Consider the following 21,217-nt stretch of genomic DNA (forward strand, 5'->3'; position numbering starts at 1 on the left):
AGGTTCCGGAAGTGCCACTACCGAGCAGCGTCCGTGGTCGTCGTCGCGATCCGGTAGACCGACGTCGTCGCCGCCAGGAACAGCGTGGTACCGTCGTCCCCGCCGAAGCAGAGGTTCGCCACCGTCTCCGGCACGTCGATCTGGCCGAGCCGGCGCCCCGACGGGTCGAACACCACCACGCCCCGGTGGGACGACGACCACACGTTGCCGTGCACGTCGACCCGGATCCCGTCCGGCGCGCCCTCGCCGGGTTCGAGACGCGCAAACACCCGACCGTTCTTCAGCCGAACGCCGCTCCGGTCGTATGCACGGATCACCGGCTCGTCGGAGGACGAACTCGCGATGTAGAGGACCCGTTCGGTCGGGTCGAACGCCAATCCGTTCGGTTCGTCGAGGTCGACCGCCACCGGGCGCAGCCCCTCGCCGTCGGGGCCGCAGCGGAACACCCAGTGGTCGCCGTACTCCCGCTCGCCGGGGTGCCCTTCCCGCGGCTGCGTGATGCCGTACGCGGGGTCGGTGAACCAGATGCTGCCGTCACGGGCCACCACGACGTCGTTCGGGGAGTTCAGCCGGACGCCGTTCCACGAGTCGACGACCGGCGTGACGACGCCGTCCCGGTCCCGCTCGACCCGCCGGAGTCCGTGCGAGCACTGCACCACGCTGCCGTCGCGGTCGAGCGTGCGGCCGTTGGTGAACTCGACGCCCACGGCGTGGTCGTCCACCGCACCGGTGTCGGCGTGCCACTGCCGGATGCGGTCACCGGGGATGTCGGACCAGCGCAGCGTCCTCGTCGCGGGGATCCAGCACGGGCCCTCGGCCCAGGTGCTGCCCGTGGCGATCAGGTCGAGCGCGGCGGGGTCGGGAACGAGGTCGGTCAGCCCACGGGGCACGTCGTCATGCACGTCGCCAGCGTATGCCGGTTCAGTCGATCTCGGGCTCCCGGAACCGCGAGAGGAAGCTCTCGCGCGTGGGGACGTAGAGGGCCTGGAACGCGTCCAGGACGGCGGAGAGTTCGCCGGCCAGCACCGCATCGTGCACCACGTCGACGGTGGACCGGAGGGCCTGGACGTCCACCGTCGTGACCGCACCACCCGGGGAGAGGAACCGCGCGAGCTCGGTGTCGATGCGTCCGACCTGGCCGTCGAGCTCCGCGTTGCCGACCCGCTCCGTGAGGACGCGGAAGAACGCGCTCACGCCGCGTGCGATGCGGAGCCCGTCACCGGACTCGACAGCGGCCCGCACCTCGTCGCGCCGGGCGGTGAGCGCTTCTGCGATGGCACGCACGTCGGTCCCGACCACCCGGCGAGCTGCGTACTCGTTGAACACCGCCGACACGAACAGCGCTCGGTTCGTGCGATCCGGCGCGAGCTCGGCGACGGTGGTCTGCCGACCGGCGGACATCTCGATGAGGCCGGACTCGGCGAGACGGATCAGCGCGTGCCGGATCGGTGTGCGGGACATCCCGAGCCACGCCATCAGTTCCTCGTCACGCAGGACCTCGCCGGGGAGGAGCTGGCCCGACTGGATCGCGTCGAACAGGGCGCCGTACGCCCGGTCGCGGAGGAAGGTGCGGCCGGCCGGCTGCGCGGCGCTTCCGGGGAGCGGCATCAGATCGTCTCCTGGGCACGTGCTCCGAGCACGGTTCGTGGGTGTGCGTCGTGGGCGTCGAACCAACGACGGAGGACGGCCTCGGCATGGTCGCCGTCACCGTCCGCCACCGCAGCGGCGAATCCGTCCAGGTCGAGTTCGTCCATCGACGGCATGTGCTCGGGCGCGAGCGTCCAGGTCCGGAGCACGTGCGGGACGAGTTCGTCCCACGCCTGCCGGAGTCGTGGGTTGCCGATGACCCCGACGAGTGCGTCGAAGACGCCGTCCTCCGCGATCAGCTCGGTCGCCGACCGGACGGACCGCGTGCGCCGCACGACGGCGTCGCGCTGGGAGACCGTGGTGGCCGGGACGACGATCCGCGACGACACGGCGAGCAGCTCACCGAGCAGGGAGAAGGACGACGACGCCCGGCGCGGGTCGAGCGCGGCGACGAGTGTCCCGCGCTGCGGCAGCACGTCGACAAGCCCCACCGCCGCCAGCCGGTCGATCGCCTCGCGCACCGGGGTCCGGGACGCGTTCGCCCACGACTCGACGTCGGACTCACCGATCGTCTCCCCCGGCTGCAGCTGCCCGCTCACGATCGCATCGCGCAGCTTCGCGAACACGACGTCTCGGAGCAGCAGTCGCTTCGCCGGGCGGGTCGGCTTCGGGATCGGCATGCACACAGCATAAAGCCATCACTGGATATCAGATACTGCGCGGTCGGGCACGGCGTGTCGACGTCCGCATCGACCGTTCGACTCAGACCCGGTCGATGATCTCCCGCATCGCCGCCGACGCAGCCGAGGCGTCACCGGCCGCGATCGCTCGAGCGACCGTGACGTGCAGTCCGATGTCGTGCAGGTCCGGGCCGATGCCGGCGCGCTCGTCGAGCGCACGGTCCACCACACCGCCGAGGTGGCGGAACAGCGCGTTGCCCGACATCGCCAGGATCCTGCGGTGCAACTCACGATCGGCCTGGAGGAACGCGGCGGCGTCATCGGGACCGGTGGCGGCGGCGAGACGGTCGGCGGCGGCGAGCAGCGCCTCCAGTCGGTCCTGGCAGGACGCGTCCGACGCGCGCTCCGCGGCTGCCGCGGCCGCGGCGGGTTCGATCGCGCGCCGCAGGGCGTGCAGTTCGTCGAGCACCTGGCCACGGTCCGGTCCGGCGAGCCGCCACCCGACCACGCGCGGATCGGAGACGTCCCACATGCCGATCGGCACCGCGACGACGCCGACGCGGCGTCGGGCGGTCAGCAGTCCGAGGCCGACCAGGACTCGGACGGCCTCCCGGACGATGCTGCGACTCGCCCCGGTGCGTTCGACGAGCTGGTCGATGCTGCGACGTTCCCACGCCGGGTGCGCTCCGGTGACGACCGCGGCGCCGAGCTCGTCGAGCACCCGGTCGAACGTGCTGGTCACCGCTGCGACACCGGGCTCACGACGAGTTCGTCGATGCGCACGTGCGCGGGCGACCCCAGCACGAACGAGACGGTCCGGGCGATGTCGGTCGGCTGGAGCATGACGGCCCGGGCGGCGTCGTCCGGCACCGAGGGCCGCTGGTCGAGGAAGTCGGTCGCGACGTCGCCGGGGCAGAGGTGCGTGGCGCGGACCCCGTGTGGTGCCTCCTGTTGGTTGAGTGTCCGGACGACCGAGCCGAGGGCGCTCTTGCTCGCCGAGTAGGCGACCCCGGCCCCCGGCTGGAACGACCACCCGGCGTACGAGGACACCACGACGACCACCCCGCCGGACTCGCGCAGCGCGGGGAGCGCCGCGTCGACGACGGAGACGACCGCCGTGAGGTTCGTGTCCACGATCGCGCGGAAGTCGGGCACCGACTGGTCGTCCCACCGACGCCGCGGGACGTTCAGGCCGGCGGCGAGCACGAGCCCGTCGAGCCGCCCGTGCTCGGCGAGCACTGCGTCCCGAGCGGCGCGCACGGCGTCGTCGTCGGAGACGTCGAGCGGGAGGGCGCGAGCCGAGCCGCCGTCGGCGCGGATGGCCGCGACGACCTCGTCGAGCGCCTCGGGTCGTCGGCCGCTGACCACCACGGTCCAGCCGTCGGCCGCCGCCGCCCGGGCACTCGCGGCCCCCATGCCGCTGCCGCCGCCGGTGATCCACAGGACTCGCTGCTCCGTCATGCTGGAATAGTATGCCTATTGCAGTCGCCGTCGACCCGCGGTCGCGGCCTGCCCGACGAACAGGAGCGTCCGATGCACCTCGACCTGACCGACCGCGTGGTCATCGTGACCGGGGCCGCCCGCGGCATCGGGCACCGCATCGCCTCGCGCTTCGCCGACGAGGGAGCACGCGTCGTGGCCCTCGACCTCGCGTTCGAGCCGGACTTCCCGCTCGAGCACGTGGTCTGCAACGTCGCCGACCCCGCTTCCGTCCGGGCCGCCGTGGACACGGTCGTCGAACGGCACGGCACGATCGACGTCCTCGTGAACAACGCGGGCATCAACGTCGAGGGCACCGTCGCCGAGCTGGAGTGGGACGCCTGGCGTCGCTGCATGGACGTCAACCTCGGCGGCACGTTCCTGATGAGCCAGGCGGTCGCACCGGTGATGCAGGCGGCGGGTCGCGGTCGGATCATCAACGCGGCGTCCTTCGCGGCGATCGTGCCGAGCGTCGGCAGCGCTGCGTACGCGGCCTCGAAGTCGGCCGTCGTCGCCTTCACCAGGGTGCTCGCGTCGGAGCTCGGGCCGTGGGACATCACCGTGAACGCCTACGCGCCGGGCATGGTGCCGACGGCGATGAACGGCTTCGCGACGATGCCGACCGAGGCGCAGGACCGGCTGCTCGACACGCTGTCGCTCCGGCGGTGGGAGACCCCGGACGACGTCGCCGACCTGCTCGTGTTCGTGGCGAGCGACGCCGCTGGCTACATCACCGGAACGCTGCTCGACGTGTCGGGCGGCAAGCTCGCGACGCAGATCCCGTCCCGGGCGCACGGGCGCTGACCGACGCCGGCGGCAGCGCCCGTCAGCGCAGCATCCGCTCGAGCAGGTCGCGCAGCGCGTGCCGGTCGTCGACCGGCAACCGCGTCGTCAGGGGCAGCAGCGCGTCGCGCATCGCCGCCTCGAGCGACCTCGCGACCTCGAGGCCGGCCACGGTGATCACGACGTCGACCGCGCGGGCGTCCTCGGCGTTGGGCTCCCGCGCGAGCAAGCCCTTGGCCGATGCCCGCGCGACGAGTCCGGTCATCGTCGACCGCTCGAGCCCGAGGTGGTCCGCGAGGTCCCCGATCCGCAGCCGACGATCGCGCAGGATCGCGAGCACCCGCAGCTGCGTCAGGGAGACCCCGGCATCCGCGGCGATCCCGGTCAGCGCGCCCATCGTGCGGAACGCGGTCTCGCCGAGTGCATCGACGAGCAGTTCGTCCTCGGTCATCTCCTGCATGTACCCAGCCTACTTGACTCGTTTCGTGTTGCGAACTAATTTGTTTCGTAACACGAATCATCAGGAGGACACCATGCACGCAGCAGTCGTCATCACCTTCGGCCACGCCCCGACCTGGCAGGAGTTCGCGGAGCCCACCCCGGCGGACGGCGAGGTCGTGGTCGAGGTCGTCGCCGCCGGGCTCCACCCGCGCGTCCGCTCACAGGCCGACGGATCCCACTACACGAGCGAGGGCGCACTTCCACTGATCCCCGGCGTCGACGGCGTCGGGCGCTTCCCGGACGGCTCGCTCCGCTACTTCGCCGTCGGGAGCGACACCCGTGGGTCGATGGCCGAACGCGTCGCCGTCGACCCGCGCGCGAGTGTCGCCCTGCCCGACGGTGCCGACCCGGTCGCGATCGCCGCCGGTGCCAACCCGGTGATGTCGTCGTGGGTGGCCCTCCGCCGGCGGATCACGTTCGAGTCCGGTAGCCGCGTGCTCGTCCTCGGCGCGACCGGAGCGTCCGGCACCGCCGCCGTGCAGGTCGCGAAGCACCTCGGCGCGTCGCGCGTGGTCGCGAGCGGTCGCGACGCCGGCCGGCTCGCAGCACTCCGCGGCCTCGGTGCCGACGTCGTCGTCCCGCTCGACGACGTCGAGGGCGTGGCCGCCGCGGCCGCCGACGTGGACGTCGTCATCGACTACGTCTGGGGACAGCCCGCAGCGGACGTCATGCGGGCGCTCGTCACGGCCCGGTCGGACCGCGGTCGTCGCCTCGACTGGGTCGCGATCGGGTCGACGGCCGGCCAGGAGGCACGGATCCCCTCCGCCGCGCTCCGTGCGTCCGGCCTCACGATCGTCGGGAGCGGCCAGGGCTCGGTCGGTCGCGCCGCGTTCGTCGCAGAGCTGCCCGGGATCGTCGCCGCGATCGCGGACGGCACCGTCCGCATCGAGGCGACGGGCATGCGGTTCGCGGAGGTCGAGTCGGTCTGGGCCGGACAGGGTGGGACCGGCGCGGGCAGAGTGGTCCTGCAGGCCTGATCCTCGATCGGCCTCCCTGTCCGTCCACTCAGGCTCTCCACATCGCGCGCTCCGTAGGCTGTGAGCGCCCAGTGAGCCGGACTGCAGCCCGACCCCGAGGAGGTGTCCGATGGTCACCGTCCTCGTCGCGTTCGCGGTCGTCGCCCTGATCGTCCCCGCCCTGACCCCCGTCCTCGGCCGCCACGTGTTCACCGTGGCGGCCCTCGCACCGGCAGCGGCCGCGGTCCTCACCGTGGCGCAGACCGGCTCGGCGTTGGACGGCGGCGTCACCGAGCGGTTCGGGTGGGTGCCACAGCTCGACCTCGCGATCGCCCTGCGGATGGACGCCCTGTCGTGGGTGCTCGCCCTCGTCGTCTCGGTGGTCGGTGCCCTCGTGCTCGTCTACTGCGCGTCGTACTTCGGCCGCGACGAACCCGGACTCGGTCGGTTCGCCGGCGTCCTCACCGCCTTCGCCGGGTCGATGTACGGCCTCGTGGTCGCCGACGACGTCATCGTCCTGTTCGTCCTGTGGGAAGCCACCACGGTCTTCTCCTACCTGCTCATCGGCCACGACTCGGTGAAGCGCGCCAGCCGTGCGGCCGCGATGCAGGCCCTCGTCGTCACCACGGCCGGCGGGCTCGCGATGCTGGCCGGGCTGGTGATGCTCTCGGTCACGGCGGGCACGACCTCGCTCTCCGGGATCATCGCCGACCCGCCGACGGGCACGATCGTCTCCGTCTCCGTGGTCCTCGTGCTGCTCGGCGCCCTGACGAAGTCCGCGATCGTCCCCTTCCACTTCTGGCTCCCGGCCGCGATGGCCGCGCCCACCCCGGTCAGCGCCTACCTGCACGCCGCGGCGATGGTGAAGGCGGGCATCTACCTCGTCGCCCGCCTGGCCCCGGCGTTCGCACTGCTCGAGGGGTGGCGGGAGACCATCACCCTGCTCGGTGTCGCCGGCATGCTCATCGGCGGGTACCGGGCGCTCCGGCAGACGGACGTCAAGCTCCTGCTCGCCTACGGCACGGTCGCGCAGCTCGGGTTCCTCGTGCTCGCCGCCGGGTGGGGAGCACCGGCGGTCGCGCTCGGCGGGGTCGCCCTGCTCGTGGCGCACGCGGCGTTCAAGTCGACACTGTTCCTCGTCGTCGGGGCGATCGACCACGTCACCGGCACCCGCGACCTCGCGAAGCTGAGCGGCCTCGGCCGGAAGCTCCCGTGGCTCGCCGTGGTGGCGGTCCTGGCGCTGCTGTCCATGGCCGGCATCCCGCCGACGATCGGGTTCGTCGCGAAGGAGGCCGTGCTCACCGGGTTCACGGAGTCACTGCACGGCCCCGATGCCGGCTGGGCCTGGTTCGCGCTCGTCGGCGTGACGATCGGTTCGGTGCTGACGGTGGCGTACTCGCTCCGGTTCCTCTGGGGCGCGTTCGCCCGGAAGCCCGGCGTGCCGGACACGGAGCCGCACGCCCTGCACGGGCTCGGTGTCGTCCCGTCGGTCCTGGCGCTCACCGGCGTCGCCCTGGGGATCGCGACGCCGTTGGTGGCGCACGGCCTGGAGCCCGCGGCGCGCGCCGCCGCACTCCCCGGCGATGTCCCGCACCTCGCGCTCTGGCACGGTCTCGAGCCGGCGCTCGGCCTGTCCGCGATCACCCTCGTCGGTGGTCTCGCGCTCTTCGCCCTGCGCCGCCCGGTCGAGGCGCTGCAGCACCGTCTCGCGGGGTTCCCGAGCGCGTCGGGCATCTACCGGCACGTCATGCGCGGACTCGACCGCGGGGCGACCGCCCTCACCGCCGGGGTCCAGCGCGGTTCGCTCCCCTACTACCTGACGGTGATCCTGTCGGTGTTCGTCGCCGGCGCCCTCGTCAACCTGGTCATCGGCGGCCCGTGGGTGTTCCACGTCCGGTTCGCCGACTCGTGGGGCCAGATCCCCGTGGTGATCGTGATGTCCGTCGCGGCGATCGCCGTGCTCACGGCGAAGACCCGGTTCGCGGCCGCGGTGCTGGTCGGGGTGACCGGGTACGGCATGTCCGTGCTGTTCGTCCTGCACGGCGCGGTCGACCTCGCGCTGACGCAGATGGTGGTCGAGACGGTGACGCTCATCGCGTTCGTGCTCGTGCTCCGGCGGCTCCCCCCGCGGATCGCGACGACGAACCCGTCCCGCTTCCGGGTCGTCCGGGCACTGTTCGCCGCCCTCGCGGGCGTGACGCTCGCGATCGTCGTGGTCGTCGCCGCCTCGGCCCGCACCGCCGAGCCGCTCTGGCCGGACCTGCCGGCGCTGACGAGCTCGTTCGGCCACGGCCTGAACGTGGTGAACGTGGCGCTCGTGGACCTCCGCGGCTGGGACACCCTCGGCGAGCTGACCGTCGTGGTCGCCGCGGCCACCGGTGTCGCGAGCCTGATCTTCGTGAACTCGCGGGAGGACACGCTCCCCCGACTCCGCGACCTCCCCGCGACGGTCACGGCCGACAAGCACCGCCCCGACGGTGAACCGCGCGCCTGGCTGCCGACGAGCGCCGCGATCCCGACCGGCCGCTCGGCGCTCCTCGACGTCGTCGTACGCCTGCTGTTCCACGGGCTGATCGTGCTGTCGGTGTACCTGCTGTTCGCCGGGCACAACGCGGCGGGCGGCGGCTTCGCGGGCGGCCTCGTCGCGGGCATCGCCCTCGCGGCCCGGTACCTCGCCGGTGGTCCGGCCGAACTCGGCGCCGCAGCTCCGGTCCGCGCCGGTCGGCTGCTCGGGCTCGGTGTCGCCACCGCCGCGATCACCGCGCTCGTGCCGATGTTCTTCGGCAAGGAGGCCCTGTCCTCGGAGTTCTTCGAGGCGACCGTCCCGGTGCTCGGGCACGTGGAGTTCGTCACGGCGACGTTCTTCGACATCGGCGTGTACCTCGTGGTCGTCGGCCTGGTGCTCGACGTCCTCCGCAGTCTCGGGGCCGAGGTCGACCGCCAGCGACTGGCGGACGCCTCGACCCCCGTGCAGGACATGCTCGAGACCCCCACCCCGGAAGGGAGCGCCACGTGACCGTCACCCTCGTGCTCGTCATCGCGATGGCGGTGCTGTTCTCCTGCGGCGTCTACCTGCTGCTCGAACGGTCGCTGACGCGGATGCTGCTCGGCTTCCTGCTGCTCGGCAACGCGCTCAACCTGCTGCTCCTCGTGATGTCCGGCGCCGCCGGGAACCCGCCGATCGGCAAGACGTCCGAGGGCATCGCCGACCCGTTGCCGCAGGCGTTCGCCCTCACCGCGATCGTGATCACCTTCGCGGTCAGTGCGTTCCTGCTCGCGCTCATCCACCGCTCCTGGAAGCTGTCCCGTGCCGACGAGGTCGAGGTGGACGAGGCGGACGTCGCGATCGGCCGCGAGCGTGACGAGGCCGCCGACGAGGACCCGGAGACCACCACCGACGCAGAACAGGAGGCGACCCGATGACCTGGCTCGTCCCGCTCCTCGTCCTCGTCCCGCTGCTCGGTGCCGCGGTCGCGCTCGGACTCCTCAACCACCAGAAGCTCCAGCGGGCGATCACCGTCGTGGTGCTCGTGGTCGCGCTGGCGGTCGCGGCGACGCTCATGGTGCTCGTGGACCAGCACGGCACGATCGTCGTGCAGGTCGGCGGGTGGGAGGCTCCGTACGGCATCTCACTCGTGGTCGACCGACTGAGCGCGCTGCTCCTCACCGTGAGCGCGAGCGTGCTGCTCATCGTCCTGCTGTTCTCGATCGGGCAGGGGCTCGCCGCGGACGACGGCGAAGCACCGGTGACGATCTTCTACCCGACGTACCTCGTGCTGGCTGCTGGCGTGCTCGACTCGTTCATCGCCGGTGACCTGTTCAACCTGTACGTGGCGTTCGAGATGCTCCTGGTGGCGAGCTACGTGCTCATCACCCTCGGCGGCAGCGAGCAACGCGTGCGGGCCGGGACGACGTACATCGTGACGAGCCTCATCGCATCGGCGATCTTCCTCGCGGCGATCGGCCTCGTCTACGGCGCGACCGGCACGGTGAACATCGCGCAGATCAGCGAGCGGATGGCCGGTCTGCCGGAGCACGTGCAGCTGTTGCTCCACACGATGCTGCTCATCGGCTTCGGCATCAAGGCGGCCGTGTTCCCGCTGGCGTTCTGGTTGCCCGACTCGTACCCGACGGCTCCGGCCCCGGTGACTGCGGTCTTCGCGGGCCTGCTGACGAAGGTCGGCATCTACGCGATCATCCGCCTCGAGACGATCATCTTCCCGAGGCCACAGCTCAACACCGTGCTGCTGATCGTGGCGATCCTGACGATGGTGGTCGGCGTGCTCGGTGCGGTGTCGCAGACCGACGTGAAACGCCTGCTGTCCTTCACGCTCATCAGCCACATCGGGTTCATGGTGATGGGCATCGGCCTCGGCTCGGTCGTCGGTACGGCCGCGGCGGTGTTCTACACGGTGCACCACATCGTCGTGCAGACCACGCTCTTCCTGGTCTCGGGGTTGATGGAACGGGTCGGCGGCACCACCTCGACCCGGTCCCTCGGCGGGCTGCTCAAGGCCTCTCCGCTCCTGGCGGCGCTGTACCTCGTGCCCGCGTTCAACCTGGGTGGCATCCCGCCGTTCTCCGGGTTCATCGGGAAGCTCGGGCTGTTCCGTGCCGCGGCGATCGACGGCTCGCCCCTGGCGTACGCGACCATCGCCGCCGGCGTCGTGACGAGCCTCCTCACCCTCTACGCGCTCATGCGCGTCTGGGATGCCGCCTTCTGGCGGCCGCGGCCGGCGGCAGAGGCCGCGGCACCGCACGCGAGCGTGGCCGAGCCGCACGCGCACCTGCGGTCCCCGGAGCCCGCCCCGCTGACCGTGTCCGAGGACACGGGCAAGGCGTTCCACCCTGGAGGCACGGTGACCGTCACCGACGCGGCCCACGCGAGTCGCGCCTCCAGTCCGGAGACCGCGCCGACGGCCACGCAGGACGGCGTCGGTGAGGCGCCCACCCGCGTGAAGCTGCCGCGCATGCTCGTCGGCGTGACCACGGTCGCGGTCCTCGGGTCGGTCGCGCTGACGGTCGTCGCCGGCCCGCTGTACGGCTACGCGACGCGCGCGGCCGAGTCGCTCGAGTCCCCCGACCAGTACGTGCAAGCGGTCCTCGGAGGTGGGCGATGAGCGACACCCGCCGCATCACCAACGCCCGCCGGATCGCCGTCGCCTGGCGCTACGACGTCCCGCTCGTCGCCGGGCTCACCGTCCTGTGGGCGCTGCTCTGGGGCTCGTGGACCCCGCTGACGCTGCTCTGCGGCATCGTCGTGGCGCTGCTCGTGACGCAGGCGCTCCCGCTCCCGCCGGTGCCCCTGTCGTCCCGGTTCTCGATCGTGCACTTCGCGTGGTTCCTCGTGGTGTGGTCGGGGCTCGTCGTCACGGCGTCGTTCCGGGTCGCCTGGGTGGCGCTCCGGCCGCGAGGGGTCCGGCGCAGCTCGATCACCCTGCTGCAGCTGCACACCACGTCCGAGATGACCTTCACGCTGGCGACCCTCGCGATCTCGCTCGTGCCGGGGTCGTACGTGGCCGACGTCGACCTCCGCCGCCGCCGACTGCTGCTGCACGTGCTCGACACCGAGCGCATCGAGCAGGTCGACGCGGCACGGCGCGAGGCACTCGGCATCGAGGCGATGGTCATCCGCGCGCTCGGGTCGAAGCAGGACCTGTCCGAACTGTCCGAGCCACTGCCGGAGGTCACCCGATGAGCGCCGCCGTCGTCGTCATGGGCATCGGGATCGCCCTCGTCCTCGCGCTCCTGGGCGCCACCCTCGCACTCGCGGTCTTCCGGATCGTGCGGGGTCCGACCATCCTCGACCGCATGATCGGGTCGGACATGGTGCTGACCACGGCGCTCATCGTGATCGGTGCCGCGATGGTCGTGCGGCAGGACCTCACCGGGGTACCCGTCCTGGTGGTGATCGCCGCGACGAGCGTGTTCGCCACGATCGCCGTCGCGCGGGCCGTCACGCCGTCCTCCGATCCGTCCGACGAGGGACTCACCGTCACCACGCCGGAGCAGGCCACGGAAGGGGATCGCTCGTGATCGACGTCATCCAGGGCTTCATCGACGGTGCGGGGGTCCGCGCGTGGATCGCGATGGGACTGCTGCTCGTCGGATCGCTGCTGTCCCTCGGCGCGGGTGTCGGGATCGTGCGCTTCCCCGACCCGCTTGTCCGGCTGCACGCCATGGCGAAGCCGCAGGTCCTCGGGCTGGCGTTCGCGCTGGCTGCGATCGTCGTCGCCGTGTGGACGTGGACGGCGTTGTGGGTGGTCCTGCCGATCATGGTGTTCCAGCTGTTCCTCGTGCCGGTGTCGACGCACATGATCGCCCGCGCGGGTCTGCGGTCGAACGACTACCGCCACCAGGACCTGCTCGTCGACGACACGGAGTGAGTGTTTACATTCCTTATCCGACTTTATGAGATCGCGATAAAGCGGTGTAAACCTTGTAACGTTGCGGCGTGGACAGCGTCAGGAACCCCTTCACGCCGAACGCCGGCGCGACGCCCGAGATCGTCGCCGGCCGAGTCGAACACACCCGTGCATTCGAGGTGCTCCTCCAACGCCTCCTGCGCGGCCGCACGGAGCAGTCGTTGATCATGACGGGGCTGCGGGGCGTCGGGAAGACAGTGCTCCTGAACGAGTTCGCCGACCAGGCGCGGACGGCTCGTTGGGAGGTCGTGGAGCTCGAAGCGACCAAGCACGACGACGGCCAGTTCCGGCAGACGATGGCCTCACTGCTGCGATCCGCCCTCCTCCAGATGTCGCCGCGCAAGCGATGGGGTGAACGTGCCAGCCGCGCGGCCTCGGTCCTCACGTCGTTCGGCCTCTCGATGACCTCGGACGGCACGTGGTCGATGTCCTGGGACGTCGAGCCGGCCGAGGGGCTTGCGGACCACGGCGACCTGGCGATGGACCTCACGGACGTCTTCGTGGCCGTCGGACAAGCCGCCCAGGAACAGGGGCGCGGCGTCGCGATCCTCGTCGACGAGGTCCAGTTCCTCCGATCCGCGCAGCTCGAGGCGCTGATCCAGGCGTTGCACAAGACCGTGCAGCGACGACTGCCCATCACCTTCGTCGGCGCCGGTCTCCCGCAGATCGCCGAACTCGCGGGCGACGCCAAGTCCTACGCAGAGCGGCTCTTCCGTTTCCCCGAGATCGGATCGCTCGACGATCACGACGCCCGCGAAGCCCTCACCCGCCCCGCCGAGATCGAGGGCGCGACGTTCTCGGAGGCCGCGGTCGGCCTCGCGCTCGAGATCACGAAGGGGTACCCGTACTTCATCCAGGAGCTCGGCTACCAGGCATGGGAGATCGCCGCGGGTCCGGAGATCACGGCCGACGACGTGGATGCCGCCCGAGATGGGTACCTCACGAAGCTCGATCGATCGTTCTTCCGAGTGCGGCTCGACCGAGCAACCGTGCTCCAGACCGCCTACCTCCGAGCGATGGCGGAGTTGGGGCCGGCTCCCCAGAAGGCCGCCGACGTCGCCCGCGTCCTCCACCGCGAGTCGACACAGCTCGGGCCGACCCGCGCCGAGCTCATCGACATGGGGCTCCTCTTCACGCCGGAACACGGGTACGCCGCGTTCACCGTGCCTGACTTCGACCAGTTCATGCTGCGCGCGGTGCCGCAGCTGGTCATCCCGGAGGTCCGGGCACGGCGGCGGCGCAACGACGGCTGACGGTCGGAGGAGACCACCGTCAGCTGGTCACGCCGCGTTGCGACGCGGCAGCAGCAGGTTCACCACCGCTGCGAGCACCACGATCGCGGCGGACGCGGCGGGCAGCAGCATCGCTGCCGCGGCACCGTGCTGCTCCGCGACGTCGCCGGCGACCGCCGACGTGAGCGACTGCCCGACGATCACGGCGGACCCGAGGATCGTCATGGTCGTGGCCGAACGGCCGACGGGCGAGCGGTCCGACCCGAGGCTGTACTGCGCGACCAGGGTCGGGCCGATGCCGACGCCCATCACGGCGAGGACGATGCCGACTGCGAGCACGGACTCGGCCTGCGAGAACGCGATCGCCCCGCCGAGCAGGACGACGCCGAACACGAGCCACCGCCAGCCGAGGGCGAACCGGGTCGGGAAGGCAGCCGATCCGAGGGCGAGCCCAGCGGACCCGATGCCCATCAAGCCGTAGAGGAGTCCCGCCTGCGAGGGCTCGCCGTGGGTCTCCATGAACGCCGTCAGCGAGGTCAGCGTCGACCCGAAGAACATGCCGACGCCGAGGATGCCGACGACCACGACGACGAGTCGCGGCCGGAGCAGTTCGCGGGCCGGGGCCTGCACGAGTTCCTCGTGACGACCGAGCACGAGCTTGCCGGTCGGGTGCAGGGCGAACGCGGTGACGAACACGAACGTCAGCGCCGATGCCCCGGCGACGGCGACCCACGGGGCGATGGCACTCGCCAGGACTCCGACCAGGAACGGGCCGATGATGAAGACGGTCTCGTCGGCGGCCGACTCGTACGCCATCGTGCCGCTGAGGACCTTGCCACGGCGCGCGGGGGCCATCCGCTGCCCGATGATCGCGACGAGCCGCGTGCGGGACATGGGGGCGACCTGCGGTGCGGAGGCACCGATGCAGAACGCCATCGCGAGCACGGCGAGGTCGGGCGCGGTCCCGATCACGACGAAGGGGAACGCTGCGAGCAGGACGGCGTTCACCAGGCCGACGGGGACGAGCACGGTGCGCTGGCCGAACCGGTCGGCCGCAGCGCCGACCATCGGGCCGAACACCGCCGCGCCGATGCCGACGGAGGCCGAGTTGATGCCGCCGAGGGCCACGGAGTCGCGGGCGGAGACCACGAGCGTCAGGACGCCGACGACCATCATGGCGAACGGGAGCCGGGCGATGAACGCGACCGGGAAGTACCACCGCCCGGCGTGCGCGATGAGCGATCGGTCGTCCGCCGTCGAGGCAGGCGGAGCAGAAGTGGTGTGGAGCATGGGGTGTGCCTTCTCGGCCCGGCCCGGTGTTGCGGGGGGCGGACCCATCGGGTGCCGCCGTTGTCCGCCGGGGTTGCCGACGGCCGGTAGATACACACTGCGTGTTGGTGGAGCCCGTCCAGGGTACCAGCGGTAACGGTTCGTCACCCGGGGCCCACGGGGCGAAGGGTCCTCATATCGTGGCGCGCATGGAACAGCGACGCATGGGGCGGACGGGCGCTCCCGTGAGCGCGCTGACCCTCGGGAGCAGGGCGCTCGTCCCCGTCGCGGAGCGGGAACCCGACGACGCCGTCCGGCTCGTGCACGAGACGCTCGCCCGTGGTGTCACCTCGGTGGACGTGTCCGACGCGGACGGTGCCGGGCTCGCCGAGAGCGTCGTCGGGGCGGCACTCGGCGACCGGCGGGACGACGTCTTCCTGTCGGTCCGGTTCGGCGACCCGGTCGACCGCGACCCGTCGCACCACGGCAACGGTCGACGCTGGATGTTCCGCGCGGTCGAGCGGAGTCTGAGCCGGCTCGGCACCGACGTCATCGACCTGTACCAGCCGGCCCACCCCGACCCGGCGACCTCGCTCGACGAGACCCTCGACGCCCTGGCGGACCTGGTGTCGCAGGGCAAGATCCGGGCGTTCGGGATCCCCGGCTTCCCCGCCGAGGAACTCGTCGAGGCGCAGTGGCTCCGGTCCGGCTCCAAGAGCGTCACCGCGACGCACGCCCCGTACTCGATCCTCACGCGGACGGCGGAGCGCACGACGTTCCCGGTCGCTCGCCGCTTCGGACTCGGCGTGCTCGCAGCGGCACCGCTCGCCGGCGGCTGGCTCGCCGGCGCGTACCGGAACGGCACCGTGCAGCCCCGGTCGCCCCGGGTGGCCGAGGAGCCGCACGCCTACGACATCGGTGCCCCGGCGAACCGCCGGAAGCTCGAGGTCGCCGACCGACTGGGGCAGCTCGCGGACGAATCCGGGCTGACGCTCCTCGAGCTCGCGGTCGGCTTCACGTTGACGCACCCGGACGTGTCCTCGGTGGTCATCGGTCCGCGCACGGTCTCGCACGTGGACGCCTACGCGCAGGCATCGGAGGTCGCGCTCGACGACGGCGTGCTCGACGCGATCGACGCGATCGTGCCGCCGGGGACCCACGTGCTCGAGGGCGACACGGGCGTGGTGCTGCCCGGGCTCACCCGGGAGCGGTTGCGCGGCCGCGTCCTCGCCCGCTGACGCTGCGGCGTGCGCCGGTGTCTCGTGCGAACGAGACACCGCCTCGCCCGCGAGACACCCCCAGGTCAACGAGACACCGCCGTTTCCGGCGGCGTCTCGTTCCTGCGGCGGTGTCTCGCGCGGCGGGCGGCGTCTGACGTCCGCGAGACTCCGCAAGACCCCGCGGCTTCCCCACCCCTAGGATCTCGACCATGGTGGAGATCCCGCAGCCGAAGCCGACGGACCTGCTCACGATCGGCGAGGTCGTCGAACGGACCGGGGTCGCCGCATCGGCGCTGCACTTCTACGAGCGCAAGGGCCTCATCCACCCCGAGCGCACGGCCGGCGGCACACGGCTCTACCCGCGGCACGTCGAGCGGCGCATCGCGATCATCCAGGTCGCCAAACGCCTCGGCATCCCGTTGAGCGAGGTCGCCGAGCAGTTCGCGACGCTCCCCTCCGACCGCATGCCGTCCCTCCGCGACTGGAACCGGCTGAACGAGCGGTGGCGCGCACGGTTGCGCGCACGGCAGCTCGAGCTCGAGCGCCTGCAGCAGGAGATGACGCAGTGCATCGGTTGCGGGTGCGTCTCACTGAACGCGTGCCTGGTCATGAACCCCGGGGACCAGTTGGGCGCCGAGGGGCGCGGGGCCCGGCGGTTGCTGCCGATCGAGGACGAGGCGCCGGACGCACCCGACTGACGGCCTGGAGGCGCGTGGCGGCGCCGCACCGTGCCTCCAGGCCGTCAGCGGGTCGCCTCCCGCAATCCCTCGTCGACCCGCGTCAGCAGCGCGAACGTCGCGGCGACGTCCCGCTCGTCCCCGGCGAGCGCCGCGCGGAGTGCGGTCGCCCAGTGCGCGTGCAGCCGCGCGATGCTCTGCGCGGCGAGCTCGGTCGAGAACAGCTGCACGGTCCGGGCGTCCTCCGGGTCGGGTCGGCGCTCGACCATCCCCTTCGCCACGAGGGACCCGAGCGCGACGCTGAGGTTGCTGCGTTTGAGTGCCGTCGCATCCGCCACCGCACTCGGCGTCGATCCCGGGTTCCGGTCGATCCAGCGCATCACGAGTGCCTCGGTGCCGGTGAGCGGCACGATGTCGAGCGACCGCGCACCGTGCGGGTCGACCTCGCGCGAGATCCGGAGCACGACGTCGGCGAGCTCGGCGAGGAGGTCGTCGGACACCGCGGGTTCCATGCGGTCACTGTACCGGCGCGGACAATGAGTTATGATTTCATAATCATGACGACCGACACCGGCTCCATCCGCGCGCACGCCGCGCCGCCCACGACCCGCCAGCAGGGCATCACGACCGGGCTCCTGCTCGTGCTCGGTCTGCTCAGCGCCGTCGCGCCGTTCGCGACTGACCTCTACCTGCCGGCGTTCCCGCAGATGACCGGGGAGCTGCAGGCCTCCGCCACGACCGTGCAGCTCACCCTCACCGCGTTCCTGGTCGGCGTCACCGCGGGGCAGCTCGTCTTCGGGCCGCTCTCCGATCGGTTCGGCCGGGTCCCGCCGCTCCTCGCCGGGGCGGCGCTCTGCGTGCTCGCGAGCGCCGCGGCCGTGCTCGCGCCGAACGTCGGCGTGCTCGTCGTCGCACGCCTCCTGCAGGGCCTCGGCGGAGCGGCCGGCATGGTCATCGGCCGTGCGGTGATCTCCGACCTGGCGACCGGCAAGCCCGCGGCCCGCGCGTTCTCGCTCATGATGATCGTCGGCGGAGTCGCCCCGGTGGTCGCCCCGCTGCTCGGTGGCCTGCTCACCGGGCCGATCGGGTGGCGCGGGCTGCTCACGATCGTGCTCGGGCTGTCGATCCTCATGCTCGTGGCGGTGCTCGTGGTCGTCCGCGAGACCCACCTCCGCTCGCGCCGCGACGCCCTGCGTGCCGAGCGACAGGGCTCGGGCTCGCCGCTCCGTGCCCTGCGGTCCCGGACGTTCCTCGGCTACACCGCGGTGTTCGGCTTCGCGTTCGCGGTGATGATGGCGTACATCTCGGCTTCGCCGTTCCTGTACCAGGACATGCTCGGGCTCGGCACGGTCGGCTACGGGCTGGCGTTCGGCCTGAACGCACTCGCGTTGATGGGGATCAGTATCCTGTCCGCGAAGCTCACCGCGACCCGGTCCGTCTCCGGCGTGCTCACCGTCGGGATCGCCCTCGTGCTCGCGTCCACGGTCGCGTTCGCGGTGCTCGTCGTCACCGGTGCGCCCGTCTTCTGGCTGGCCGTCCCGCTGTTCACGGCGGTGGGGTCGCTCGGGCTCGTGCTCGGGAACGCGACGGCGCTGGCGCTCGGCGCGGTGCCGTCCGTGGCGGGCAGCGCCTCGGCCGTGCTCGGTGCGCTGCAGTTCGGCCTGGCCGCGCTGGTGTCGCCGCTCGTGAGCATCGGTGGTGAGGGCACGGCGGCGCCGCTCGCGATCGTGATGCTCGCGTCCGCCCTGGTCGCGGTGGTCGCCCTCGTGCTGGCGCGAGGCCGGAACAGCAGCCGAGGCCGGAGCTGAGGCCACGGCCGGGGCCGGGGTCGCGGCCGGTCAGCGCGTCCGGGCCCGGGCCCGCGGCGGTCAGCGCGTCCGGGTCCCCCGCGGCCGCAGGAACGGGATCTTCGGCATGAGCCAGTCGACCCACACCACGCGCACACCCGGTGCCACGGCGAGCGCCCACACGATCGAGGCGAGCGCGTCCGTCGGGTAGTGCACGGCATCGATCGACACCGAGAAGAACACGACGACGATCGCGACGATCCCGAGCGTCAGCACCATCCGGTGCCACCGGGTGTCGCGGAGGAGCCAGATCAGCGCGATCACGAACGCCGTGATGTAGACCGTGTGCCCGCTCGGGTAGCCGGGGTCCGGCTGCACCGGGAACGGGTGCGGCAGCACGGCGACGTCGGGTCGTGCACGGTGCACGATCTCCTTCACGATGGCCGACGGCACCCACGTGATCGCGATCGTGCCGCCGAAGGCCAGAGCCGGGCGGAGGTCCCTGGTGCGCCACCAGATCACCGCGACCACGACGACGGTGATCCCGATCGCAGGGCCGGGGCTGATGACGTGGTAGACCGCCGTGGTGAACGCACCGAGGAACCCGGTGTGCAGCCCGTTCAGCGCCTTGGACAGGCCGAGGTCGACCGTGCCGAGGGTGAACCCGACGATCGTGATGACGATCACCGCGGCGACGGCGATGGCGACCGACGCGAGCGGGTACGGGCTGCGGTCGAGGATCCCGTTCAGGTCGGACTCTCGTCGGCGGGGGCGGAGCGCTGCGTCGGACATCCGCCCATCGTCCCAGTACCGGCTGCATCCATCGCTCCGGCAAGCCTCTGAAAGCACTCAGTGCAGCCGCCGCCGAGTAGACAGGAGGGCATGACAACCGTTGCCGAGAACATCGTCGCCACCCTTCGTCAGAACAACGTCGAACGGGTGTACGGCCTCCCCGGGGACTCCCTCAACGGCTTCACCGACGCGCTGCGCAAGGACGGCACGATCCGCTGGGAGCACGTCCGGCACGAGGAGGCCGCCGCGTTCGCCGCCTCCGCCGAGGCCGAGCTGACCGGAGAGCTCGCCGTCTGCGCCGGCAGTTGCGGTCCCGGCAACCTGCACCTCATCAACGGCCTGTACGACGCGAACCGGTCCCGCGTGCCCGTCCTGGCGATCGCGGCGCACATCCCCACGGCGGAGATCGGCTCCGGCTACTTCCAGGAGACGCACCCGCAGGAGCTGTTCCGCGAGTGCTCGGTCTACGTCGAGTACGTCGCCGACCCGTCGCAGATGCCCCGGCTGCTCGAGATCGCGATGCGCGAGGCGATCGAGAAGCGCGGCGTCGCGGTGCTCGTCATCCCCGGTGACGTCCTGCTCGCCGACGCCGTCGCTCCCCGCACGACGCGCATCGAGCGGACGACCCCGCGCGTCATCCCGTCCGACACCGAGCTCCAGCGGACCGCCGAGCTCCTGAACGGCGCCGACCGGGTGACGATCCTCGCCGGAGCCGGTGTGGCCGGTGCCCACGACGAGGTCCTCGCGCTCGCCGAACGCCTGCAGGCCCCGATCGTGCACGCACTCCGGGGCAAGGAGCACATCGAGTGGGACAACCCGTACGACGTCGGCATGACCGGCCTGCTCGGCTTCGCGTCCGGGTACCGCGCCATGGAGGACGCCGACGTCGTCCTCATGCTCGGCACCGACTTCCCGTACCAGCAGTTCTTCCCCGCGAAGGCGAAGCACGTGCAGGTCGACGTCCGGGGGTCACAGCTCGGGCGACGGCACCCCGTCGACATCGGACTGGTCGGCACGGTCAAGGACACCGCGCTCGCGCTCATCCCCTTGCTCAGTGGCTCGCACCCGACGAAGCACCTCGAGGACGCCCGCAAGCACTACGCCAAGACCCGCGCGAAGCTCGACGACCTGGCGGTCCCCGCCGGCAAGCACAAGCCGCTGCACCCGCAGTACGTCACCCGCGTGCTCGACCGGCTCGCCGACCAGGACGCCGTGTTCATCCCGGACGTGGGCTCGCCCGTCGTGTGGGCGTCGCGGTACCTCACGATGAACGGCGACCGCCGGCTGATCGGGTCGTTCGTGCACGGCACGATGGCGAACGCCGTCCCGCAGGCGATCGGCGCGCAGGCGGCGTTCCCGGAGCGGCAGGTCATCGCGATGGCGGGCGACGGCGGCCTGACGATGCTGCTCGGCGAGCTCATCACGATCGTGCAGAACAAGCTGCCCGTGAAGATCGTGGTGTTCGACAACTCGTCGCTGAACTTCGTGGAGCTCGAGATGAAGGCGGCCGGGTTCGTGAACTACGGCACCGAGCTGCAGAACCCCGACTTCGCGGCCGTCGCCGAGGCCATCGGCATCAAGGGGTTCCGCGTCGACGAGTCCGACCAGCTCGAGGACGCCCTCGCCGCGGCGCTCGCGCACGACGGTCCCGCGCTCGTCTCGGTCAAGGCGAACCGTCAGGAGCTGTCGATGCCACCCGCCGTGACCGCCGAGCAGGCGAAGGGCTTCACGCTCTACGCGATCCGCACCGTGTTGTCCGGACGCGGGGATGAACTGCTCGACCTCGCGTCGACGAACTTCCGCCAGTTCATCTGACGCCAGGCAGGGCG

At 71.6% G+C, this 21,217-nt stretch carries 22 protein-coding genes; 13 read left to right on the forward strand and 9 right to left on the reverse strand.

Annotation, left to right across the window (positions count from 1 at the left end; genetic code table 11):
* Positions 1-17 precede the first annotated feature (17 nt).
* The 5 genes from CRP27_RS16140 to CRP27_RS16160 form a co-directional block, all read right to left on the reverse strand.
* On the reverse strand, positions 18-902 hold the full coding sequence (locus tag CRP27_RS16140; RefSeq protein WP_255257629.1) for an SMP-30/gluconolactonase/LRE family protein: 885 nt from the start codon (positions 900-902) through the stop codon (positions 18-20).
* Positions 903-921: 19 nt separating this feature from the next.
* Positions 922-1,608 (reverse strand): GntR family transcriptional regulator, encoded by a 687-nt coding sequence (locus CRP27_RS16145; protein ID WP_097181646.1) that lies wholly within the window; start codon positions 1,606-1,608, stop codon positions 922-924.
* Positions 1,608-2,267 (reverse strand): GntR family transcriptional regulator, encoded by a 660-nt coding sequence (locus tag CRP27_RS16150; RefSeq protein ID WP_097181647.1) that lies wholly within the window; start codon positions 2,265-2,267, stop codon positions 1,608-1,610. The genes CRP27_RS16145 and CRP27_RS16150 overlap by 1 nt, the downstream gene beginning before the upstream one ends.
* Positions 2,268-2,349: 82 nt before the next feature.
* Entirely contained in the window at positions 2,350-3,009 is a 660-nt protein-coding gene (locus CRP27_RS16155) for a FadR/GntR family transcriptional regulator (RefSeq protein ID WP_097181648.1), read from the reverse strand.
* A complete protein-coding gene (locus CRP27_RS16160; protein WP_097181649.1) occupies positions 3,006-3,728 on the reverse strand; it encodes an SDR family oxidoreductase in 723 nt (240 codons plus the stop codon). Before CRP27_RS16160 ends, CRP27_RS16155 begins: the two co-directional genes overlap by 4 nt.
* Before the next feature lie 72 nt (positions 3,729-3,800).
* Between CRP27_RS16160 and CRP27_RS16165 the strand changes: the two genes are divergently transcribed.
* Positions 3,801-4,550 (forward strand): SDR family NAD(P)-dependent oxidoreductase, encoded by a 750-nt coding sequence (locus tag CRP27_RS16165; protein ID WP_097181785.1) that lies wholly within the window; start codon positions 3,801-3,803, stop codon positions 4,548-4,550.
* 22 nt (positions 4,551-4,572) lie between these two features.
* Here CRP27_RS16165 and CRP27_RS16170 read toward each other — a convergent pair whose 3' ends face one another.
* The gene (locus tag CRP27_RS16170; protein WP_097181650.1) at positions 4,573-4,989 is read right to left on the reverse strand and encodes a MarR family winged helix-turn-helix transcriptional regulator; all 417 of its coding nucleotides are present in this window, start codon (positions 4,987-4,989) and stop codon (positions 4,573-4,575) included.
* 73 nt (positions 4,990-5,062) lie between these two features.
* Here CRP27_RS16170 and CRP27_RS16175 point away from each other — a divergent pair, with 73 nt between their 5' ends.
* From CRP27_RS16175 to CRP27_RS16210, 8 genes are all read left to right on the forward strand, one after another.
* On the forward strand, positions 5,063-6,007 hold the full coding sequence (locus CRP27_RS16175) for a zinc-binding alcohol dehydrogenase family protein (protein ID WP_097181651.1): 945 nt from the start codon (positions 5,063-5,065) through the stop codon (positions 6,005-6,007).
* 109 nt (positions 6,008-6,116) lie between these two features.
* Positions 6,117-9,002, forward strand: coding sequence for a Na+/H+ antiporter subunit A (locus CRP27_RS16180; RefSeq protein ID WP_097181652.1), 2,886 nt, complete (start codon positions 6,117-6,119; stop codon positions 9,000-9,002).
* The gene (locus CRP27_RS16185) at positions 8,999-9,409 is read left to right on the forward strand and encodes a Na(+)/H(+) antiporter subunit C (RefSeq protein ID WP_097181653.1); all 411 of its coding nucleotides are present in this window, start codon (positions 8,999-9,001) and stop codon (positions 9,407-9,409) included. Before CRP27_RS16180 ends, CRP27_RS16185 begins: the two co-directional genes overlap by 4 nt.
* Positions 9,406-11,106: a Na+/H+ antiporter subunit D gene (locus tag CRP27_RS16190; RefSeq protein WP_079237801.1), complete on the forward strand. Its 1,701-nt coding sequence runs from the start codon at positions 9,406-9,408 to the stop codon at positions 11,104-11,106. Before CRP27_RS16185 ends, CRP27_RS16190 begins: the two co-directional genes overlap by 4 nt.
* A complete protein-coding gene (locus tag CRP27_RS16195) occupies positions 11,103-11,684 on the forward strand; it encodes a Na+/H+ antiporter subunit E (RefSeq protein ID WP_097181654.1) in 582 nt (193 codons plus the stop codon). The genes CRP27_RS16190 and CRP27_RS16195 overlap by 4 nt, the downstream gene beginning before the upstream one ends.
* Entirely contained in the window at positions 11,681-12,022 is a 342-nt protein-coding gene (locus CRP27_RS16200) for a sodium:proton antiporter (protein WP_097181655.1), read from the forward strand. The genes CRP27_RS16195 and CRP27_RS16200 overlap by 4 nt, the downstream gene beginning before the upstream one ends.
* Positions 12,019-12,372: a monovalent cation/H(+) antiporter subunit G gene (mnhG, locus tag CRP27_RS16205; protein ID WP_097181656.1), complete on the forward strand. Its 354-nt coding sequence runs from the start codon at positions 12,019-12,021 to the stop codon at positions 12,370-12,372. The genes CRP27_RS16200 and mnhG overlap by 4 nt, the downstream gene beginning before the upstream one ends.
* Positions 12,373-12,440: 68 nt before the next feature.
* Positions 12,441-13,664 carry an ATP-binding protein gene (locus CRP27_RS16210; RefSeq protein ID WP_097181657.1) on the forward strand — a complete coding sequence of 408 codons (1,224 nt, stop codon included), beginning with the start codon at positions 12,441-12,443 and terminating at the stop codon, positions 13,662-13,664.
* Positions 13,665-13,691: 27 nt separating this feature from the next.
* Here CRP27_RS16210 and CRP27_RS16215 read toward each other — a convergent pair whose 3' ends face one another.
* Entirely contained in the window at positions 13,692-14,933 is a 1,242-nt protein-coding gene (locus tag CRP27_RS16215; RefSeq protein ID WP_097181658.1) for an MFS transporter, read from the reverse strand.
* A 188-nt stretch (positions 14,934-15,121) separates the two neighbouring features.
* Here CRP27_RS16215 and CRP27_RS16220 point away from each other — a divergent pair, with 188 nt between their 5' ends.
* Positions 15,122-16,150, forward strand: a complete 1,029-nt coding sequence (locus tag CRP27_RS16220; RefSeq protein ID WP_097181659.1) for an aldo/keto reductase — start codon at positions 15,122-15,124, stop codon at positions 16,148-16,150.
* A gap of 191 nt (positions 16,151-16,341) precedes the next feature.
* Complete coding sequence (gene soxR, locus CRP27_RS16225; RefSeq protein ID WP_097181660.1) at positions 16,342-16,830, forward strand: redox-sensitive transcriptional activator SoxR; 489 nt, start codon at positions 16,342-16,344, stop codon at positions 16,828-16,830.
* A 44-nt stretch (positions 16,831-16,874) separates the two neighbouring features.
* Here soxR and CRP27_RS16230 read toward each other — a convergent pair whose 3' ends face one another.
* Positions 16,875-17,321: a MarR family winged helix-turn-helix transcriptional regulator gene (locus CRP27_RS16230; RefSeq protein WP_255257630.1), complete on the reverse strand. Its 447-nt coding sequence runs from the start codon at positions 17,319-17,321 to the stop codon at positions 16,875-16,877.
* Positions 17,322-17,366: 45 nt separating this feature from the next.
* Here CRP27_RS16230 and CRP27_RS16235 point away from each other — a divergent pair, with 45 nt between their 5' ends.
* Positions 17,367-18,617, forward strand: coding sequence for a multidrug effflux MFS transporter (locus CRP27_RS16235; protein WP_097181661.1), 1,251 nt, complete (start codon positions 17,367-17,369; stop codon positions 18,615-18,617).
* Positions 18,618-18,677: 60 nt separating this feature from the next.
* On the opposite strand, the gene CRP27_RS16240 is transcribed toward CRP27_RS16235, so the two are convergent.
* Positions 18,678-19,388 carry a phosphatase PAP2 family protein gene (locus CRP27_RS16240; RefSeq protein WP_097181662.1) on the reverse strand — a complete coding sequence of 237 codons (711 nt, stop codon included), beginning with the start codon at positions 19,386-19,388 and terminating at the stop codon, positions 18,678-18,680.
* Positions 19,389-19,478: 90 nt separating this feature from the next.
* Here CRP27_RS16240 and poxB point away from each other — a divergent pair, with 90 nt between their 5' ends.
* Complete coding sequence (gene poxB, locus CRP27_RS16245; RefSeq protein ID WP_097181663.1) at positions 19,479-21,203, forward strand: ubiquinone-dependent pyruvate dehydrogenase; 1,725 nt, start codon at positions 19,479-19,481, stop codon at positions 21,201-21,203.
* Positions 21,204-21,217 lie beyond the last annotated feature (14 nt).

The organism is Curtobacterium sp. 314Chir4.1, assembly GCF_900215175.1.
GTDB lineage: Bacteria > Actinomycetota > Actinomycetes > Actinomycetales > Microbacteriaceae > Curtobacterium > Curtobacterium pusillum_A.

Excerpts from the sequence above, each read along its gene's own strand:
- CRP27_RS16145 (WP_097181646.1), bottom strand. The coding sequence starts at position 1,608 with ATGCCGCTCCCCGGAAGCGCCGCGCAGCCGGCCGGCCGCACCTTCCTC.
- CRP27_RS16150 (WP_097181647.1), bottom strand. The coding sequence starts at position 2,267 with ATGCCGATCCCGAAGCCGACCCGCCCGGCGAAGCGACTGCTGCTCCGA.
- CRP27_RS16160 (WP_097181649.1), bottom strand. The coding sequence starts at position 3,728 with ATGACGGAGCAGCGAGTCCTGTGGATCACCGGCGGCGGCAGCGGCATG.
- CRP27_RS16165 (WP_097181785.1), top strand. The coding sequence starts at position 3,801 with ATGCACCTCGACCTGACCGACCGCGTGGTCATCGTGACCGGGGCCGCC.
- CRP27_RS16170 (WP_097181650.1), bottom strand. The coding sequence starts at position 4,989 with ATGCAGGAGATGACCGAGGACGAACTGCTCGTCGATGCACTCGGCGAG.
- CRP27_RS16175 (WP_097181651.1), top strand. The coding sequence starts at position 5,063 with ATGCACGCAGCAGTCGTCATCACCTTCGGCCACGCCCCGACCTGGCAG.
- CRP27_RS16180 (WP_097181652.1), top strand. The coding sequence starts at position 6,117 with ATGGTCACCGTCCTCGTCGCGTTCGCGGTCGTCGCCCTGATCGTCCCC.
- CRP27_RS16190 (WP_079237801.1), top strand. The coding sequence starts at position 9,406 with ATGACCTGGCTCGTCCCGCTCCTCGTCCTCGTCCCGCTGCTCGGTGCC.
- CRP27_RS16195 (WP_097181654.1), top strand. The coding sequence starts at position 11,103 with ATGAGCGACACCCGCCGCATCACCAACGCCCGCCGGATCGCCGTCGCC.
- CRP27_RS16200 (WP_097181655.1), top strand. The coding sequence starts at position 11,681 with ATGAGCGCCGCCGTCGTCGTCATGGGCATCGGGATCGCCCTCGTCCTC.
- CRP27_RS16215 (WP_097181658.1), bottom strand. The coding sequence starts at position 14,933 with ATGCTCCACACCACTTCTGCTCCGCCTGCCTCGACGGCGGACGACCGA.
- CRP27_RS16220 (WP_097181659.1), top strand. The coding sequence starts at position 15,122 with ATGGAACAGCGACGCATGGGGCGGACGGGCGCTCCCGTGAGCGCGCTG.
- soxR (WP_097181660.1), top strand. The coding sequence starts at position 16,342 with ATGGTGGAGATCCCGCAGCCGAAGCCGACGGACCTGCTCACGATCGGC.
- CRP27_RS16230 (WP_255257630.1), bottom strand. The coding sequence starts at position 17,321 with ATGGAACCCGCGGTGTCCGACGACCTCCTCGCCGAGCTCGCCGACGTC.
- CRP27_RS16235 (WP_097181661.1), top strand. The coding sequence starts at position 17,367 with ATGACGACCGACACCGGCTCCATCCGCGCGCACGCCGCGCCGCCCACG.
- CRP27_RS16240 (WP_097181662.1), bottom strand. The coding sequence starts at position 19,388 with ATGTCCGACGCAGCGCTCCGCCCCCGCCGACGAGAGTCCGACCTGAAC.
- poxB (WP_097181663.1), top strand. The coding sequence starts at position 19,479 with ATGACAACCGTTGCCGAGAACATCGTCGCCACCCTTCGTCAGAACAAC.